Origin of the sequence: Azospirillum halopraeferens DSM 3675 (assembly GCF_000429625.1) — a bacterium.
In the GTDB taxonomy this organism is placed as follows: Bacteria; Pseudomonadota; Alphaproteobacteria; order Azospirillales; family Azospirillaceae; genus Azospirillum; species Azospirillum halopraeferens.
The window spans coordinates 56,363-73,366 of record NZ_AUCF01000021.1; the positions used below are offsets into that span (position 1 = coordinate 56,363).

Below are 17,004 nucleotides of genomic sequence, written 5' to 3' on the forward strand. Positions count from 1 at the left end.
GGCATGATCGAAGCGGTGATGCTCTGGAACGAGCCCAACAACAAGTCCCACTGGGATTTCCAGCTCGATCCGGAGTGGACGCGGTTCGCGGACATGGTGAAGTGCGCCGCCGACGCCATCGCCGCGGCCAATCCCCGCCTGCCCCGGGTGCTGGGCGGCATCTCGCCCATCGACGCGGGATTCATGGCCAACATGAAGGGGCAGGGGGTTCTGGACGCGGTGGACGCGGTGGCGGTGCACGGCTTCCCGCTGGACTGGAACCACTGGCAGATCCACGAGTGGCCGGCCAAGCTGGATGAGATCCGGGCCGTCACCGACCGGCCCCTGTGGGTGTCCGAGGTGGGGGTCAGCACCTTCGGCGCGGAGGAGGTGCAGGATTGGGGCCTGCAGCGCACGGCGGAACTGCTGATCGGCCGCGCCCCGCGCATCCACTGGTACAGCCTGTTCGACCTGCCGCGCGCCTGGCCGGCCACCACCCGCCACCGCGAGGCCGAGGGGTCCAGCTATTACCGGCACTTCTACATGGGGCTGGTGCGCGAGGACGGCACCGAGAAGCCCGCCTACCGCACCTTCCGCAGGTTCGCCCCCGCCATGGGGCTGTGCCAGTGGTTCCACTTCCGCGACCACCGCCTGGACGAGGCGGTGGCGCGCATGAAGGACCTGGGTGTCACCCACCTGCGCACCGGCCTGTCCTGGGCCGACAGCTACCGCGACGGCGCGCTGGACTGGTTCGACCGGCAGATGGAGGCCCTGGCCGACTTCGACGTCACGGTCACCTTCTGCTTCACGCCGGAGCACCGCGGCATCGAACCCCACCACACCAGCCCGCCGCAGGTGAAGGAGGAGTTCGCCCGCTTCTGCGCCGACATGGTGCACCGCTACGCGCCCGCCCGGAGCCTGACCGCGGCGGCGGCGGATTGACCGGGGGATGCCATGACGAAACGGCCGCGGCGGCTCCCGGCGCATGAGATCCCGGCCGCACCGGAAACGGAGGGTGTGCGATGACCCTGACGGTACTGTCCGTCGCCTATCCCTTCAACGCCGTCGGGCCCGATTCGGTGGGCGGTGCGGAGCAGGTGGTGGCGGCGCTCGACCGGGCTCTGGCGGGCGGCGGCCACACCTCGCTGGTGATCGCCTGCGAGGGCTCCGCCGTTGCCGGCACCTTGCTGCCGGTCCCGCGGGTGCGCGGTGTCGTCGATCACGCCGTACGGGCCGCCGTCCACGCCCGCGTGCGCGCCGCCGTGGCGCAGGCGCTGGAGCGCCACCCGGTCGACCTCGTGCACCTGCACGGCGTCGATTTCCACGCCTATCTGCCGCCGCCGGGACCGCCGGCACTGGTGACGCTGCACCTGCCGCTTGACCACTATCCCCCGGCGGCGCTGACTCCGGCGCGGCCGGACACCCATCTGCACGGCGTGTCGCGCGCGCAGGTGCGCGGCGCGCCGGCGGACCTGCGGCTGCTCGACCCCATCGAGAACGGGGTTCCCGTGGATCGGCTGGCCATCCGCATCCCGAAGCGGCGGTTCGCCGTCGGACTCGGCCGGATCTGCCCGGAAAAGGGATTTCACCACGCGCTCGACGCCGCGGCGCTGGCCGACATCCAGTTCCTGCTGGCCGGGGAGGTGCAGCCCTATCCCGAACACCGGCGGTATTTCCGCGAGACCATCGAGCCGCGCCTGGACCGTGTCCGGCGCCGCTTCCTCGGTCCCGTCGGCTTTGCCCGCAAACGCTGGATGCTGGGGGCCGCGCGCTGTCTGCTTGCCCCCAGCCTGGTGGCCGAGACCGGTTCGCTGGTGGCCATGGAAGCGCTGGCCTGCGGCACGCCGGTGGTGGCCTTTCCGTCGGGCGCCCTCGTCGACGTGGTCGATCCGGGGGTGACGGGATTCCTCGTCAATGATGTCCGCGAGATGGCCGATGCCATCGCCGAGGCCGAGCGCATCGACCCCGATGCCTGCCGCGCCGCGGCGCGCGCGCGCCATGGGCTGGACCGGTCGGTGGAGCGCTATCTCGCCCTGTACGAGAGGCTTGCCGCCGGCCAGGCCGCTCCCGCCGCGGCCACCGTCGGAGCCGCCTGACGGCGGTTCTCTCAAGGCTGCCATACGACGGCTGCGCACCGCCCGGGTGGGCGAGGCCGTGCTGCGGCGCATTATGGACTGGCGCCGACCGGCGGCACTCACTATTACATCGGCGGTTTTGCGCCGGGACGGCTGCCGTCCGGCGACACTGTCAAAGGCTGGGACCACTGATAATTGAGTTCGGGAAAATCAGTGGACGCGGCATTAGGCATGCTGTATACCAGAACCGGATCCGGGCCCCTCTGGCGGTCGAGCCGTCGACCGCGATGTCGGATACCTTCACATGCCTTTGGCCGACGGGCCGGAACGCACCTGGAGGATCCGATGACCATGTTCATCGGATGTGGTCCCGTCCGATCCTTCCCGCGCGTGCCGCCGCGTGAGCGTCACCTCCGGCTTCGGGGAGCCGGGGGCAGCGTCCGTCGTGTCCGGGCCAACCTGGACGAGGGATAGGACAATGGAATTCACGGACAGCGCCTTCTGGGTGGCGCTTCTTCAAATCATCTGGATCGATATCCTGCTCAGCGGCGACAACGCGGTGGTCATCGCGCTGGCGTGCCGCTCGCTGCCGGATCACCAGAAGAAGATGGGCATCGTGCTGGGGGCCGGTGCCGCCATCGCCCTGCGTGTCATTTTCGCGACGTTCATCGTGTATCTCATGGCGATTCCCTTCCTGAAGATCGCCGGTGGTCTTCTGCTGCTGTGGATCGCGGTCAAACTGATCATGCCGGAGGAGGAGAGCCACGGCGGTATGTCCGGCGGCACGACCCTGTTCGCCGCGGTCAAGACCATCGTGATCGCCGACGTGGTGATGAGCCTGGACAACGTCATCGCCATCGCCGCGGCATCGCATGGCAGCGTGGTGCTGCTCATCCTCGGCCTGCTCATCAGCATCCCGCTGATCCTGTTCGGCTCCGCCTTCATCCTGAAGATGATCGAGCGGTTCCCGATCATCGTCACCTTCGGCGCGGCCCTGCTCGGCTACATCGCCGGTGAGGTCATGGTCACCGACCCGACCGTGCACCACTGGATCGAGGCGAACGCCAACTGGCTGCACACGGCGGCCCCGATCATCGGCGCCATCGCCGTCGTCGCCACCGGCCACCTCCTGGCCCGCCGCGCCGCCGCCGGCCGGGTCCAGGAGGAAGAGGTCGCGCAGGAAGCCCACGAGACCACCTGACGGCCGTCCGCTGACCCCGCCCCCATCCGCCCCACGCTGTGCGTGGGGGGGTGGGGGTTGTCATGCCTGAGCGTTCGGCCGGCCGATCGATTTCCCGAGGCAGCGGGATTTCGAACTTGAGGAGGATCGCTCTTGGCGGATGCGCCTCCCTGAGGAGCCGGTTCAAGAGGAACCCGATCCCGATACGCAACTGTAAGGACAAGCGGACGTCCGACTTCATGGCCGGTAAACGGGTCAAGGAGTTCCGGGCGTTCGACCATAAGGCTGCGAAGGCACTGACGAAGCTCCAGGCGGCGACGCGGCTCGTCGACCTGCGCCATCCGCCGTTGAATCGTTTCGAGGCACCGGGGGGGCGACCGCATCGGGCAGTGCAGCATCCGGATCAACGCCCAATGGCGGTGTGTTTGCGCTGGGCGGCCGGCGGAGGCATTCCCGCCGGTGCTGACGTGTTGGTGCTCCCGGGCGAAGCCTACGACGTCGAAATCACCGATTTCCATTGAGGCCCGTCATGACCCATCCGGCTACCGACGACCTTCCGCCGATCCACCCGGGCGAGATCCTCTGCGACGAACTGGAGGCGCTGGAGATGAGCGCCCGCCGCTTCGCGGATCACATGGGCGTTCCACCGAACGCGGTGACGGAAATTCTGAACGGCGAACGGCGGATCACCGCTCCCATGGCGCTTCGCCTCGGCAAGGCGTTCGGGACGGACCCCGGGTACTGGACCAACTTGCAGAGCCTATTCGAAACGAAGAAGGCGCGTGCCGAACTGGGGCACGTCCTGGATGCCATCCAGCCCCTGCCGCACGTTGGCAGAGCGGCCTGACCTGTCAATCGGCTTAGAATTTCCGCACGTCCTGCTGCATGCGATCGGAGGCTGTGTTGACATTGTCAACACAGGTCTGTATACTCATTGTCAACACGTTGATGGCAGAGGAGTCAGTCCAATGACGGAGTATGCGTCCGACCGTTCGGACGACCGCTCTACCGTTATCAATCTTCGCGCCCCGAAGCGGCAGAGGGATCTCGTTGATCGGGCCGCACAGATCCTCGGGAAGACACGCACCGACTTCATCCTGGAAGCGGCGTCCCGAGCGGCGGAAGAGGTGCTGCTTGACCAGCGCCTGTTTGATCTCGACGAGGAGCGGTATCGCAAGTTCATCGAACTCCTGGACGAACCGCCGCAGGAGAATAAGAAACTTCAGACTCTGATGAGAAAGTCACCTCCATGGTCGACATAGCAGACCCACGGCCGGGGCGGCTGTTAGCCCCGGTATCCCTGACAGCATCACATAACACCCTCCCGTTTCGCAGCGGTGCTCCGTCCCTGGACGCGTGGCTCCACGAGTGGGCCCTTCCCAACCAGCGCTCCGGCGCTTCGCGAACCTACGTCATCTGCGACGGTGACGTCGTTCGCGGCTATTACGCTCTCGCTACCGGGGCGGTTCGGCGTGCCGACGCCGCCGGTCCGGTGCGGCGGCAGATGCCCGACCCCGTCCCTGTGCTACTCCTCGGTCGCCTTGCGGTCGACCTCTCGCATCAGGGGCAGGGCAACGGCGCAGTCCTCCTCCAGGACGCGCTGAAACGCTGCCTGCAGGTTGCCGACACCGTCGGCGTGCGCGCCGTGCTCGTCCACGCCATCGACGACCGGGCAGCCGCTTTCTACCGCCAATACGGCTTCCGGCCATCGCCCGTCGGCGAATGGACGCTGATGGTCACCATCGACGCCATCCGCGCCAGCCTCTGAAGCCGCCCCGTCAAACAAATCGCCCTCCCCGATCGCTCGGGGAGGGCGTCTTGCAGTTTGGGGAGGAGAGACGGATCAGGCAACGGCCCGCGCCGGGCAATCGCTCCAGGCCGGCAGGATGGCGGCCGGGATGTCGTAGCACCAGGCGGAACGGTCGGCGAACAGCGCGTGCAGCAGCTTGTTGTTCAGGGCGTGGCTGGACCGGCAGCCGTGGAAGTGGCCGATGATCGGCGCGCCGGCCAGGTAGAGGTCGCCCACGGCGTCCAGGATCTTGTGGCGCACGAACTCGTCCTCGAAGCGCAGGCCGTCCTCGTTGAGGACGCGGTCGCGGTCGATGACGATGGCGTTGTCCAGCGAGCCGCCCAGCGCCAGGCCGGCCCGGCGCATGGCGTCCACCTCGTGCAGGAAGCCGAAGGTGCGGGCGCGGGCGATGGACTCGGCGAACGAGCCGGGGACCAGGTCGAAGCTGGCGGTCTGGCGGGCCACCACCGCGTTGTCGAAGTCGATCTCGAAGCTGTAGGTCGTGCCCTCGCCGGGGACCAGGCTGGCAACCTTCGACCCCTCGGTCACGTAGACCGGCTTCAGGATGCGGATGGCACGGCGGGGGGCCGCCTGCTCCAGACGGCCGGCGCGCTCGATCATCGCCACGAAGGGGGCCGAGCTGCCGTCCATGATCGGCACCTCGCCGGCGTCGATGCGCACCTCGGCGTTGTCGATGCCGCAACCGGCCAGCGCCGCCATCAGGTGTTCCACGGTGCCGACCGTGTTGCGGTCGGCGTTGGCGATCACCGAGCACAGGCGGCTGTCGGCCACCGCGTCCCAGGCCGCCGGGATCAGCGCCGCGTCGCCCCGCTTGTCGGTGCGGATGAAGGTGATGCCCGTGCCGGCGTCAGCCGGCGCGATGGTCAGGCGCACCGTGGAGCCGGAGTGCAGGCCGATGCCGCTGGTGTGAATGGCGCTCCTCAGCGTGTGCTGGAACAGCCCGTTGGAGGTGGCGCGGATGTGGGTCACGGCGTTTACCTGCTCTTGTCGTCGGGAGTGTCCGCGTCCGCCGGTGTCTCCGGTCCGGCGGGCGGGCGGCCGCACCGGGGCACGACCACGCTTACGAGGTAACATCGGGGGCGGGAGAGGACAAATCACTCTTTATTACGAAATGTTGCAGGTCCCGCAGGGGTGCGCGGCGAAGGAGAATGTCGGTTCCGCGTACAATAAATGGGACAACGAAAAAACCTCCGGAGGCGCCGGGGCGCTCCGGAGGTCAAGTCAAAGGGAAGGTTGTGCTCGACCCGCCGGCACCGGGTGGCCGGTGCCGGCGGGGTCCTTTGGAGGAAGGACCTCGGTCAGTTGGCCTGGCGGCGCAGGAACGCCGGGATGTCCAGCACGTCCTCGTCGTGCGGGGCCATCTTCGGCTGCGCCGTGGCCTCGATGCCGATGCGCGGCGGCTGCTGGGCAGCGGCCGGAGCGGCGGCGGAAACCGCGGGGGCGGCGGGGGCATGGACCGTCGGAGCGGCCGCAGGCGCCTCGGGGGTGTCGTCCCGGCGGCGGCCCAGGCCGGTCACCAGGTTGAACAGCGACATGCGCTTGCGGCCGGCGTCCGCCGCCTCGGGCACGGGGGCCGGGGCGGGGGCGGGACCGGCGGTCAGCGTCGGGCGCGGGCCGGGATCGACCGGCTTGGGCGCGATGAAGTGGCCGTCACGGCGCTCCGCCGTCACCGGGCCGGCGGCCGGGCGGGGCTGGGCGGCGGCCGGCTGCTCCACCTGGACCGCCGGGGCGGGCTGCGGCGCCGGCTCCGCGGGAGCGGCGGCGTAGCCCTGGACCGGCGCCGCCTCGGGCTGTGCCAGCGGGGCTTCCAGCGCGTAGGCGGTGGCGGCGGTGGTGATCGGCTGGTTCTTCAGGGGCTGTGCCGACGCGGTGGCGGTCATGGCGCCGGTCGCGGCCGGAGCCGCCGGGGCGGTCGCGGTGGCGGCCGGAGCGGCGGCGGCCAGGCCGGGGATGCCGCCCGGCTTGCGGGTGCGGTCGGAGACCACCGACAGGCTGACCGGCTGGGCCGGGCGCGGTGCGGCCATGGCGGCGGCGTCGATGCCGGTGGCGACCACCGACACGCGCATGGTGCCTTCCATGGAGCTGTCGAAGGTCGAGCCGAAGATGATGTTGGCGTCGGGGTCGACCTCGTCGCGGATGCGGTTGGCCGCCTCGTCGACCTCGAACAGGGTCATGTCATAGCCGCCGGTGATGTTGATGAGGACGCCGCGTGCCCCCTTCATCGACACGTCGTCCAGCAGCGGGTTGGAGATGGCCGCCTCCGCCGCCTCGATGGCGCGGCGCTCACCGGTCGCCTCGCCGGTGCCCATCATCGCCTTGCCCATCTCGGTCATGACCGAGCGGATGTCGGCGAAGTCCAGGTTGATCAGGCCGGGCATGACCATCAGGTCGGTCACGCCGCGCACGCCGGAATGCAGCACGTCGTCGGCCATCTTGAAGGCGTCCGCGAAGGTCGTCTTCTCGTTGGCGATGCGGAACAGGTTCTGGTTGGGGATGATGATCAGGGTATCGACGTACTGCTGCAGCTCGGCGATGCCCTGTTCGGCCAGCCGCATGCGGTGGGCGCCCTCGAAGTGGAAGGGCTTGGTCACCACGCCGACGGTCAGCAGGCCGCGCTCGCGCGCACACCGGGCGATCACCGGTGCGGCACCGGTGCCCGTGCCACCGCCCATGCCGGCGGTGATGAACACCATGTTCGCCCCTTCCAGGTGCTGGGCGATCTCCTCCATCTGCTCCTCGGCGGCGGCGCGGCCGACGTCGGGCTTGGAGCCGGCGCCCAGACCGCGGGTCACCGTGTTGCCGAGCTGGATGCACTTCTCCGCCAGGCTGCCCTTCAGCGCCTGCGCGTCGGTGTTGCCCACGACGAAGTCGACCCCCTCCAGGTTCGACTTGATCATGTTGTTGACGGCGTTGCCGCCGGCGCCGCCGACGCCGAAGACGGTGATGCGCGGCTTCAGTTCGGGCTCGATCTGGGGAATGCTGACGTTGATCATGTTAGCCTCCACAACCTTCCAATTTCGTTTGTCGCTCTATCGTCGATTCGCCGGTTGGTTCCGGCAGAGGTGCTAAGGCGTCTTCCGGCAGGACCGCCCCCGCCGCTCCATCCCCTTGCGTCCGGGGGACGCAAGAGGCGGCGGGGGACTGAAAAACGCGTTGGGGTCGGGGATCACCATCACAGGTTCTCCCTCAGCCACAGGCCGACGCGCCCCCACAGGCCCGAAGCGTGCGCGGTCTCGTGACCGGACACGGGCAGCTCGGCGGGGTGGCGGACGGCGTGGATCAGCAGGCCGGCGGCCGTCGAAAAGGCCGGACCGCCGGCGGCGTCGGCCAGTCCGGCGATGCGGGTCGGCCGGCCGGGCCGTACCTGTTTGTCGAGGATGAGCTGGGCCAGCTCGCGCGTGCCGGGAAGCTGGCTCGCCCCGCCGGTCAGCACGACGCGCCGCCCCGCCAGCTTGGCGAAGCCCGATTGCTCCAGGCGCGAGCGCACCAGCTCGAAGATCTCCTCCAGGCGCGGCTGGACGATGCGCACCAGCAGGGAGCGGGGCACCTGGTTGGCGCTGCCGCGCTCCTCCTCGCCGACCTGGGGCACCTCGATCATCTCCCGCTCGTCGGCGGCGCTGGCCATGGCGCTGCCGTACAGCGTCTTCATGCGCTCGGCGTGGACGACCGGGGTGGTCAGGCCGCGGGCGATGTCGTTGGTGACGTGGCCGCCGCCCACGGGGATGCAGTCGGTCCACACCATGTTGCCTTCGAAGAAGACCGAAATGGTGGTGGTCCCGCCGCCCATGTCGATGCAGGCGACCCCCAGCTCCATCTCATCCTCCACCAGGCAGGCGAGGCCGGAGGCGTAGGGGCTGACCACCTGCGCCTCGATGTCGAGATGGCAGCGGGCGACGCAGGTGTGCAGGTTGCGCACCGCACCGGCCGACGCGGTGATGACGTGGACCTGGACGCCCAGCCGGTCGCCGTACATGCCCCGGGGATCGCGGATGCCGCGGTTGCCGTCCAGCATGAAGCCGACGGGAATGGCGTGGATCAGCGCCTGGTCGGGGCCGATCTGCAACGCGCGGGCGTGCGCCAGGGCCCGCCGCACGTCGCTGTCCGTCACCTCCTGCCCCGGCGCCGACACCTCGGCGTTGAAGGCGTGGGAGGTGGGATAGCCGCCGGACACGTTGACGACGATGTCGCGGATCGTCTCGCCGGCCATCTGCTCGGCCGCGTGGACGGCGGCGCCGATGGAGGTCTCGGCCGCTTCCATGTCGATGATGGCGCCGGCCCGCACGCCGGCGGCGAGCTGGTGGCCCATGCCGATCACGCGCACCGTGCCGGCGTCCTCCACCCGCGCGATGAAGCAGCACACCTTGGTGGAGCCGACGTCCAGCGCCGCGACGATGCCGCCGCGGGTCGGGCGCTTCGGCTTCTTGCCGCCGCTGAACCCCATCGTCAAATCCCCCTGGCCTCGTTGACGCTCATGTCCTGTTCCCCGCCTTCTTCTTCTTGGCGGAGTCGTCGGGCACCGCCGCCGTCGGGGTCAGCAGGACCACCCGGTCCGGCACCCGCATATCCACGGCGACGATGTCGCGGTCAAGCACCCCGTTCTGCGCATCCATCTCGGCGAGGTGGTGGAGCGCACCTTCCATGTCCTCTTCCGGCAGCTTGACCAGCACGCCGTTGTTCAGCGTCAGGTCCCAGCGGCGGTCGCTGACCCGGGTGGCGGCGGCGACGCGCCGGTGCAGGGTCGGCACCTTTTCCAGCGCCGCGAGCAGGCCCGGCACCCGGTCCGGGGCGTTGGCGCCCACCACGTGGGGCAGCGTCTCGATGCGGGTGTTGCCGCGGCTGGCCATCTCCACCGCGTCGGCCAGCGGCCGGCCGTCGCGGTCGATGACGGTCAGCCGGCGGTCGTGCTGCCAGATCGCCATGGGGTGGCGCTCGGTCAGGCGGATGAACAGGATGTCGGGCAGGCGCCGCTCCACCGAGGCGGCGGCGACCCAGGGCAGAGCCTCCAGCCGCTCCTTCGCGGCGACCAGGTCGATGTTCAGGATGGGGTCGCCGCGGTTGATGCCCAGCGCCCGCAGGATCGCCTCCGGCTCGGTCTCCTCGCGGCCGTCCACCACCACGTCGGCCAGGGCGAAGCCGGCCTCGGCGCTCAGCGCCACGGCGGCGTCGTGCACCCGGGCCGTGGCGGCCGAGAGGGTGCCGGCCTGCCACATCCAGAACGCGGCGGTGAACAGGCCGGCCACCGGCAGCAGCGCCAGGCCGGAGCGCAGCATCGGCCGCGTCCAGCGCGGCCAGGCGCGGCGGCGGTTGCCGCGCTGCGCCGCGTGCGCCATGGCGCGCGGCGGCGGCGGCATCTCGATGCGCGCGCGCGGGCGCGGCGCGGCGGAGGCGGTGCGGGCGGTCATCGGGCGATCTCCCGGCCGGGGCATGCGCGCAGCACGCCGGCCGCTCCGGCCGGGACCGCCGCCGGACGAGTCCGCCCGGCGCGGCCCCGGCCGCGGTGCGGCGGGATGGCGTGCGTGCGCGCGTCGATCATTGCGCGGCGTCCCGCCCGGGGCGGGCCATCAGCGGGTTGCGGCGCGGCGGCAGGTGGGGGCGGCGCGGCACCGCCGGGCGGGATCGCTCCGCGACCGGGGCGACGGCCTCGTCCAGCAGGCGCTCGATGCGGTCGTCCGCACCGCCGTGAACCATGAACGCGCGTTCCATCACTCGACTCCCCTGGCAATGCCCAATCGCTTGATTTCCCATTCCAGTTCGACCCCGCAGGTCTCGCGCACGCGGCGGCGGACCTCCTCGCCCAGCGCCTCCAGATCGGCGGCGCTGGCGGCACCGAGGTTGAGCAGGAAGTTGCAGTGCTTCTCCGACACCTGCGCGTCGCCCATGCGCAGGCCGCGGCAGCCGGCTTCCTCGATGTACTGCCACGCCTTGCGGCCGCCCGGCGGGTTCTTGAACGTGGACCCGCCGGTGCGGGCGCGCACCGGCTGCGTCTCGCCGCGCTGACCGGCGATCTCGGCCATGCGGCGCTGGATCTCGATCGGCTCGTCCTCATAGCCCTGCAGCATGGCGCCGACGAAGATCAGATCGTCGGGCACCGCCGTGCCGCGGTAGCGGAAGCCCATCGCCTCGGCCGAGAAGCTGTGGGCGTTGCCCCGGCGGTCCAGCGCCCGCGCCGACAGCAGCACGTCCTTGATCTCGCTGCCGTAGGCGCCGGCGTTCATGCGCACCGCACCGCCGATGGTGCCGGGGATGCCCGACAGGAACTCCAGCCCGGCCAGGCCGGCGTCACGGGCCACCGCCGCCACGTTCACGTCCAGCGCCGCCGCCCCGGCGGCGATGGTGGTGCCCGCCACCTCCACCTCGGCAAAGGCGCGGCCAAGGCGCACGGTCACGCCGGGGATGCCGCCGTCGCGGATCAGCAGGTTGGACGCCACGCCCAGCACCGTCACCGGCACGTCGTCCGGCAGAGCGGTGAGGAACGCCGCGAGGTCGTCCGCGTCCTCGGGACGGAACAGCACCTCGGCCGGGCCGCCGACGCGGAACCAGGTGACGCTGGCCAGCGGCGCGTCGGCGGTCAGCCGGCCGCGGCACGCGGGCATTCGGTCGATGAGGCGGGGGTGGGTCATGGCCGGTTCCGTTCTCAGGCCGTCCGCCCGGCGGCGAACAGGGTGTCCAGCTCGGCCGGCAGGGCGTTCGCCCACTGGGTGATGTTGCCGGCGCCCAGGCAGACCACCAGGTCGCCGGGACGGGCCAGGCCGCCGATGATGCCGGCCAGATCCTCCGCCCGGGCCAGCGGCACCACGTGGCGGTGGCCGTGCATGCGCAGACCCTCCACCAGGGCATCGCGGTCGATACCCTCGATGGGCGCCTCGCCGGCGGAGTAGACGTCGGCCACGACCACCGCGTCGGCGTCGTTGAAGCAGGTGCAGAACTCCTCGAACAGGCTGGCCAGGCGGGTGAAGCGGTGCGGCTGCACCACCGCGATGGTGCGCCCGGTGCCGGCGGTGCGCGCCGCCTTCAGCACGGCGGCGATCTCCACCGGGTGATGGCCGTAGTCGTCGATCACCGTGATGCCGTTGGAGATGCCGGTGCGGGTGAAGCGGCGCTTCACGCCCGTGAACTTGGCCATGGCGCCGTGGATGACCTCGTCGCTCAGCCCCATCTCGTGGCCGACGGCGATGGCCGCCAGCGCGTTCTGCACGTTGTGGCCGCCGAACATGGGCATGCGGATGCGCGCCAGCCGGCGCGTCTCGCCGGTGTGGCGGTCGGACAGCAGGGCGTCGAAGATCGCCCCGTCGGTGCCGAGCGTCACGTCCACCGCGCGCACGTCCGCCTGGGGGGAGAAGCCGTAGGTGATGATCCGGCGGTCGGAGACGCGCGGGATCATCGCCTGCACCTCCGGATGGTCGATGCACAGGGCGGCGAAGCCGTAGAAGGGGATGTTCTGGACGAAGGTGTCGAAGGCGTCCCGCTCGCGATCGAAGGTACCGTAGAAGTCCAGATGCTCGGGGTCCATGTTGGTGACCACGGCGATGCAGGCGGGCAGCTTGGTGAAGGTGCCGTCGCTCTCGTCCGCCTCGACCACCATCCAGTCGCCTTCGCCCAGCCGCGTGTTGGTGCCGTAGGCGTTGATGATGCCGCCGTTGATGACCGTGGGGTCGAGCCCCGCGTGCTCCAGCAGCGTGCCGATCATCGAGGTGGTGGTGGTCTTGCCGTGGGTGCCGCCGACGGCGATCGCCCATTTCAGGCGCATCAGCTCGCCCAGCATCTCGGCGCGGCGCACCACCGGGACCATGGCGTTGCGGGCGGCCACCACCTCGGGGTTGTCGCGCTTGACGGCGGAGGAGATCACCACCACCGCGGCGGAGCCCAGGTTGTCGGCCCGGTGACCGATCGCCACGGGAATGCCCAGCCCGCGCAGCCGCTTGACGTTGGCGTTGTCGGCGATGTCGGAGCCCTGGACGGCGTAGCCCAGGTTCTTCAGCACCTCGGCGATGCCGGACATGCCGATGCCGCCGATGCCGACGAAATGGATCGTACCGATGGTCAGGGGAAGCGCGCGCATGTCAGCGGGATCCTCGGCGAAGCATTAGGCTCAGGGTGGCGTCGACCGACTCGTCGGACAGGCGCAGGGGCAGAGGCACCGCCCCGGTCATCACATGCAGGCGGTCGCGCAGGAAGCCGGTCGACGCGATCGCGCGCGGCAGCAGCGGGCAATCCGGCCGCCGGCTCCACTGTCCTTCGGAGCGGGTCAGCTCCGCCGGCCAGTCGCACAGCGATCGGGCGCTGCGGCGCGTGATGTGGCGCATGGCTTGCTTCATGGCGCGGCCTCCGTGGGGGCGTTTGCGGGTGCGGCGGCGTCCGCCATCTCCAGCACGGCGTCGGCAAGGCGTTCGGCGGCGTCGTCGCGGCCCCGGGCACGGGATGCCGCGGCCGCCGCCGCCAGGGTGTCGGGATCGTTCAGCAGCGACTCCAGCCGGGCGGCCAGCGCCTCGGCCGTCAGCTCGGGCTGCGGCACGTGCCAGCCGGCACCGTCCTGCGCGATCCGGGCGGCATTGGCGGTCTGGTGGTCGTCGGTGGCGAAGGGGTAGGGAACCAGCAGGGCCGGGCGCCCGATGCAGGTCAGCTCGGCCACCGTGGAGGCGCCGGCGCGGGTCAGCGCCAGATGGCAGGCGGCCAGCCGGTCCGGCACGTCGCGGAAGAAGCTGTCCAGCTCCACCGCGGCCAGGCCGAGGCCGGCGACGGCGGCGCGCACCGCGTCCAGGTCCTCCGGCCGGCACTGCTGGGCCAGGTGGACGCGGGCGCGCAGGGATTCGGGCAGGCGGGCCAGGGCGGCGGGCACCACCTCGCTGAAGACCCGTGCCCCCTGGCTGCCGCCCAGCACGACCAGGCGCAGCGGCCCGCCGGCGGCCGGCGGTTCATAGGGCGTCGCCCGTCGGGCGGCGACGGCGGGCCGCACGGGGTTGCCGGTCAGCACGATCTTCGCCCGGTCGCGCTCGCGCAGGCCCGACACCTCGGGATAGGCGACGGCCAGGCGGCGGGCGCCGGCCGCCAGCATGCGGTTGGCGCGGCCCAGCACGGCGTTCTGTTCGTGCAGCATCACCGGCACGCGGGCGTTGGCGGCGGCGTAGACCGTGGGGACCGAGGCGTAGCCGCCGAAGCCGACGACCGCCGCCGGCTCCAGGTGGCGCATCAGGGCGCTGGCCCGCAGCAGGCCCAGGCCCATCTTCCAGCCCGCCGCCAGCTTGCCCACCAGACCGCTTCCGGGGGACGCGGCATTGACGCGGTGCACTGCCACCTCCGGCAGGGCATCGCCGAAGGCGTGGCCGCGCTTGTCGGTCACCAGCTCCACCGTGCGGCCGCGGGCCAGCAGGGCGCGGGCCAGCGCCTCCGCCGGGAACATGTGCCCGCCGGTGCCGCCGGCCGCCAGAAGGATGGGTTTGGAAGGGCTCATCGGCTCATTCCCCCGGGCCGAAGCGCTTGCGGGTCAGCGCCAGCACCATGCCCATGCCGAGCCCCAGCGCCAGCAGCGAGGAGCCGCCGTAGCTGATGAACGGCAGGGTCATGCCCTTGGTCGGCATCAGGTGCAGGGCGGAACCCATGTTGATCATCGCCTGCAACCCGAACTGCACCAGCAGTCCGGCCGTCGCCAGCATGATGAAGTAGTTGTTCTCGTTGAACACCCGCGCGAAGCCGCGCAGCACCACGAAGGAGAACAGGCCGACGATGAACAGGCAGAAGATCAGCCCCATCTCTTCCCCCGCCACGGCGAAGATGAAGTCGGCGTGGCTGTCGGGCAGCGAGAACTTCACCGTGCCCTGGCCGGGGCCGGTCCCCATCAGGCCGCCGTTGGCGAACGCCTCCAGCGAGCGGGACACCTGGTAGGTGTCGCCCGACTGGGGGTCGAGGAAGCGGTCGATGCGGCTGGTGACGTGGGGGAAGGTGAAATAGGCGCCGACCAGCCCGACGATGCCCAGCACCGCCAGCGCCCCCACCAGCATGATGTTGAGGCCGGCCAGGAAGAACTGGGTGAACCACACCGCCGACACCACGAAGGCCATGCCCAGGTCCGGCTGCATCAGCAGCAGGCCGACGGTCAGCCCGTACAGCGCCATGGAGACCAGGGCGCCGGGAAAACCCGGCGCGGTGCGCGACAGGGAGAACAGCCAGCCGGCCACCACCGCGAAGGCGGGCTTGACGAACTCCGACGGCTGCAGCGACAGGCCGGGGATGTGGATCCAGCGCCGCGCCCCCTTGATCTCGACACCGACCACCAGGGTCGCCGCCACCAGCGCCAGGGCCGCCAGGAACATCAGCAGGGCCACCCGCCGCACGCCGCGCGGCGACAGCAGCGACACGCCGATCATCACCAGCACCGCCGGCAGCAGCATGATCAGGTGGCGTTCGACGAAGTAGAAGGTGTCGTCGATGCCGATGCGCTCCGCGACCGGCGGGCTGGCGGCGGTGATCAGCACCGTCCCCAGGGCCATCAGGATGGCCAGGGCGGTGAGCTGCCAGCGGTCCACCGTCCACCACCAGCGGCCGAAGATGGACTGGTCGGTGCGATCGAACGTCATCATGCCGCACCGTCCTTCAGATCATGCACCAGGTGGATGAACGCGTCGCCGCGCGCCTCGAAGTTGGCGAACTGATCCCACGACGCGCAGGCCGGCGACAGCAGGACGGTGGCGCCGGGGCGCCGCTCCTCCGCGGCCATCGCCGCGGCCCGGGGCACCGCGACGTCCAGCGTGCCGCAGCGGGTATAGGGCACGCCCCGGGCGTCCAGCCATGCGGCGAAACGCTCCTGCGCCTCGCCGATCAGGAAGGCGTGGCGCACTGTCCCCAGGTGGGGCTCCAGCCCGTCCAGCCCGGTGTCCTTGGCCTGGCCGCCGAGGATCCAATAGATGGCTTCGTAGGTCGCCAGGGCCTTTTCCGCGGCGTCGGCGTTGGTGGCCTTGCTGTCGTTGACGAACCGCACGCCGCCGATCTCGCGCACGAGCTGCTGGCGGTGGGCCAGGCCGGGGAAGCTCTTCATGGCCGCCACCACCGTGGCGGCGGGAATGCCGGCCGCGGTGCAGGCGGCGTAGGCGGCGGCCGCGTTCTGGTGGTTGTGGCGGCCGGGCAGGGCGCGGAACGCCGTGAGGTCGGCCACCCGCTCGTGACGGCCGGCCGTGTCGTCCCACAGCCAGCCGTCGAGCGCGTAGACGCCGCCGGGCTCCCGCCCCGTGGCGGACACCGGGCGGATGATCTGGTCGCCCGCCGCCTTCAGGTCCTCGAAGATGGCCCGGCACTGCGGGTCGTCGACGCCGATGACGGCGGTGCGCGGCCGGGTCTGGCGGTGGAAGATGGAGCGCTTGGCGGCGACGTAGCCGTCCATGCCGCCGTGCCGGTCCAGGTGGTCCGGCGTGATGTTCAGCAGCACCGCCACGTCCCAGGTGATGGAGAGCGTGAGTTCGAGCTGGTAGGACGACATCTCCAGCACGTAGGTGCCGGCCGACCCCATGGCGGGCAGGGTCAGCACCGGCGTGCCCAGGTTGCCGCCCACGGCGACGCGCCGTCCGGCCTCGGCGAAGATGTGGCCGATCAGCGCCGTCGTGGTCGACTTGCCGTTGGTGCCGGTGATGCCGACGTAGGCGGCATCGCGCTCGGAGCGGGCCAGCAGTTCGATGTCGCACACCAGTTCCAGCCCCGCCGCCCGCGCCCGCACGGCCACCGGATGGGGGCGCGGGTGGGTGTGCGCGATGCCCGGCGACCACACCATGGTGGTCAGCTCCGACAGGTCGGCGGTGGTGAGATCGACCAGCGGGATGCCCTCGCCCCGGGCCTTGTCGCGCCCGGCGGCGTTGTCGTCCCAGGCCCACACCTCGGCCCCGCTCGCCATCAGCGCGCGCGCCGTCGCCAGGCCGGACTTGCCGAGCCCCATGACCGCGACGGGAAGGCCGTTCATGTAGAACAGGTCGATCATG

General features: G+C 70.9%; 18 protein-coding genes. 7 read left to right on the top strand and 11 right to left on the bottom strand.

The genetic code is table 11. From position 1 onward, the window contains the following. The first annotated feature begins 3 nt into the window (after window positions 1-3). The 7 genes from G472_RS0118555 to G472_RS0118585 all read left to right on the top strand — a co-directional run bounded on the left by G472_RS0118555 (window position 4) and on the right by G472_RS0118585 (window position 5,002). Window positions 4-921, top strand: coding sequence for a glycoside hydrolase 5 family protein (locus G472_RS0118555; RefSeq protein WP_029009571.1), 918 nt, complete (start codon window positions 4-6; stop codon window positions 919-921). 80 nt (window positions 922-1,001) lie between these two features. Then, window positions 1,002-2,075, top strand: coding sequence for a glycosyltransferase (locus tag G472_RS0118560; RefSeq protein WP_029009572.1), 1,074 nt, complete (start codon window positions 1,002-1,004; stop codon window positions 2,073-2,075). 457 nt (window positions 2,076-2,532) lie between these two features. Beyond that, window positions 2,533-3,255: a TerC family protein gene (locus tag G472_RS34170; RefSeq protein WP_051341003.1), complete on the top strand. Its 723-nt coding sequence runs from the start codon at window positions 2,533-2,535 to the stop codon at window positions 3,253-3,255. A gap of 218 nt (window positions 3,256-3,473) precedes the next feature. Further along, complete coding sequence (locus G472_RS38225; RefSeq protein ID WP_211100213.1) at window positions 3,474-3,755, top strand: type II toxin-antitoxin system RelE/ParE family toxin; 282 nt, start codon at window positions 3,474-3,476, stop codon at window positions 3,753-3,755. A gap of 8 nt (window positions 3,756-3,763) precedes the next feature. Then, the gene (locus tag G472_RS0118575; RefSeq protein ID WP_029009573.1) at window positions 3,764-4,081 is read left to right on the top strand and encodes a HigA family addiction module antitoxin; all 318 of its coding nucleotides are present in this window, start codon (window positions 3,764-3,766) and stop codon (window positions 4,079-4,081) included. Between the two features lie 121 nt (window positions 4,082-4,202). After that, a complete protein-coding gene (locus tag G472_RS0118580) occupies window positions 4,203-4,496 on the top strand; it encodes a type II toxin-antitoxin system TacA family antitoxin (RefSeq protein WP_029009574.1) in 294 nt (97 codons plus the stop codon). Further along, the gene (locus tag G472_RS0118585) at window positions 4,484-5,002 is read left to right on the top strand and encodes a GNAT family N-acetyltransferase (RefSeq protein WP_035692991.1); all 519 of its coding nucleotides are present in this window, start codon (window positions 4,484-4,486) and stop codon (window positions 5,000-5,002) included. Before G472_RS0118580 ends, G472_RS0118585 begins: the two co-directional genes overlap by 13 nt. Before the next feature lie 75 nt (window positions 5,003-5,077). Here G472_RS0118585 and lpxC read toward each other — a convergent pair whose 3' ends face one another. The 11 genes from lpxC to murD form a co-directional block, all read right to left on the bottom strand. Beyond that, on the bottom strand, window positions 5,078-6,013 hold the full coding sequence (gene lpxC, locus G472_RS34175) for a UDP-3-O-acyl-N-acetylglucosamine deacetylase (RefSeq protein WP_051341004.1): 936 nt from the start codon (window positions 6,011-6,013) through the stop codon (window positions 5,078-5,080). Window positions 6,014-6,342: 329 nt separating this feature from the next. Next, window positions 6,343-8,037 (bottom strand): cell division protein FtsZ, encoded by a 1,695-nt coding sequence (gene ftsZ, locus G472_RS0118595; protein ID WP_029009576.1) that lies wholly within the window; start codon window positions 8,035-8,037, stop codon window positions 6,343-6,345. A 179-nt stretch (window positions 8,038-8,216) separates the two neighbouring features. Beyond that, window positions 8,217-9,485 carry a cell division protein FtsA gene (ftsA, locus tag G472_RS0118600; protein ID WP_029009577.1) on the bottom strand — a complete coding sequence of 423 codons (1,269 nt, stop codon included), beginning with the start codon at window positions 9,483-9,485 and terminating at the stop codon, window positions 8,217-8,219. Between the two features lie 28 nt (window positions 9,486-9,513). Then, window positions 9,514-10,446 carry a cell division protein FtsQ/DivIB gene (locus G472_RS34180; protein ID WP_029009578.1) on the bottom strand — a complete coding sequence of 311 codons (933 nt, stop codon included), beginning with the start codon at window positions 10,444-10,446 and terminating at the stop codon, window positions 9,514-9,516. 127 nt (window positions 10,447-10,573) lie between these two features. Next, window positions 10,574-10,747 (bottom strand): hypothetical protein, encoded by a 174-nt coding sequence (locus tag G472_RS38920; protein ID WP_156927172.1) that lies wholly within the window; start codon window positions 10,745-10,747, stop codon window positions 10,574-10,576. Then, window positions 10,747-11,664 (bottom strand): UDP-N-acetylmuramate dehydrogenase, encoded by a 918-nt coding sequence (gene murB, locus G472_RS0118615; protein WP_035692993.1) that lies wholly within the window; start codon window positions 11,662-11,664, stop codon window positions 10,747-10,749. The genes G472_RS38920 and murB overlap by 1 nt, the downstream gene beginning before the upstream one ends. A gap of 14 nt (window positions 11,665-11,678) precedes the next feature. Further along, window positions 11,679-13,103, bottom strand: a complete 1,425-nt coding sequence (murC, locus tag G472_RS0118620) for a UDP-N-acetylmuramate--L-alanine ligase (protein ID WP_029009580.1) — start codon at window positions 13,101-13,103, stop codon at window positions 11,679-11,681. Between the two features lies 1 nt (window position 13,104). After that, window positions 13,105-13,359 carry a hypothetical protein gene (locus tag G472_RS0118625; protein WP_035692995.1) on the bottom strand — a complete coding sequence of 85 codons (255 nt, stop codon included), beginning with the start codon at window positions 13,357-13,359 and terminating at the stop codon, window positions 13,105-13,107. After that, window positions 13,356-14,492 (bottom strand): undecaprenyldiphospho-muramoylpentapeptide beta-N-acetylglucosaminyltransferase, encoded by a 1,137-nt coding sequence (gene murG / locus G472_RS34185; protein ID WP_051341005.1) that lies wholly within the window; start codon window positions 14,490-14,492, stop codon window positions 13,356-13,358. Before murG ends, G472_RS0118625 begins: the two co-directional genes overlap by 4 nt. 4 nt (window positions 14,493-14,496) lie before the next feature. Beyond that, window positions 14,497-15,618, bottom strand: a complete 1,122-nt coding sequence (locus tag G472_RS0118635; protein WP_029009582.1) for an FtsW/RodA/SpoVE family cell cycle protein — start codon at window positions 15,616-15,618, stop codon at window positions 14,497-14,499. Continuing rightward, a complete protein-coding gene (gene murD, locus G472_RS0118640; protein ID WP_029009583.1) occupies window positions 15,615-17,003 on the bottom strand; it encodes a UDP-N-acetylmuramoyl-L-alanine--D-glutamate ligase in 1,389 nt (462 codons plus the stop codon). Before murD ends, G472_RS0118635 begins: the two co-directional genes overlap by 4 nt. Window position 17,004: the final 1 nt, after the last annotated feature.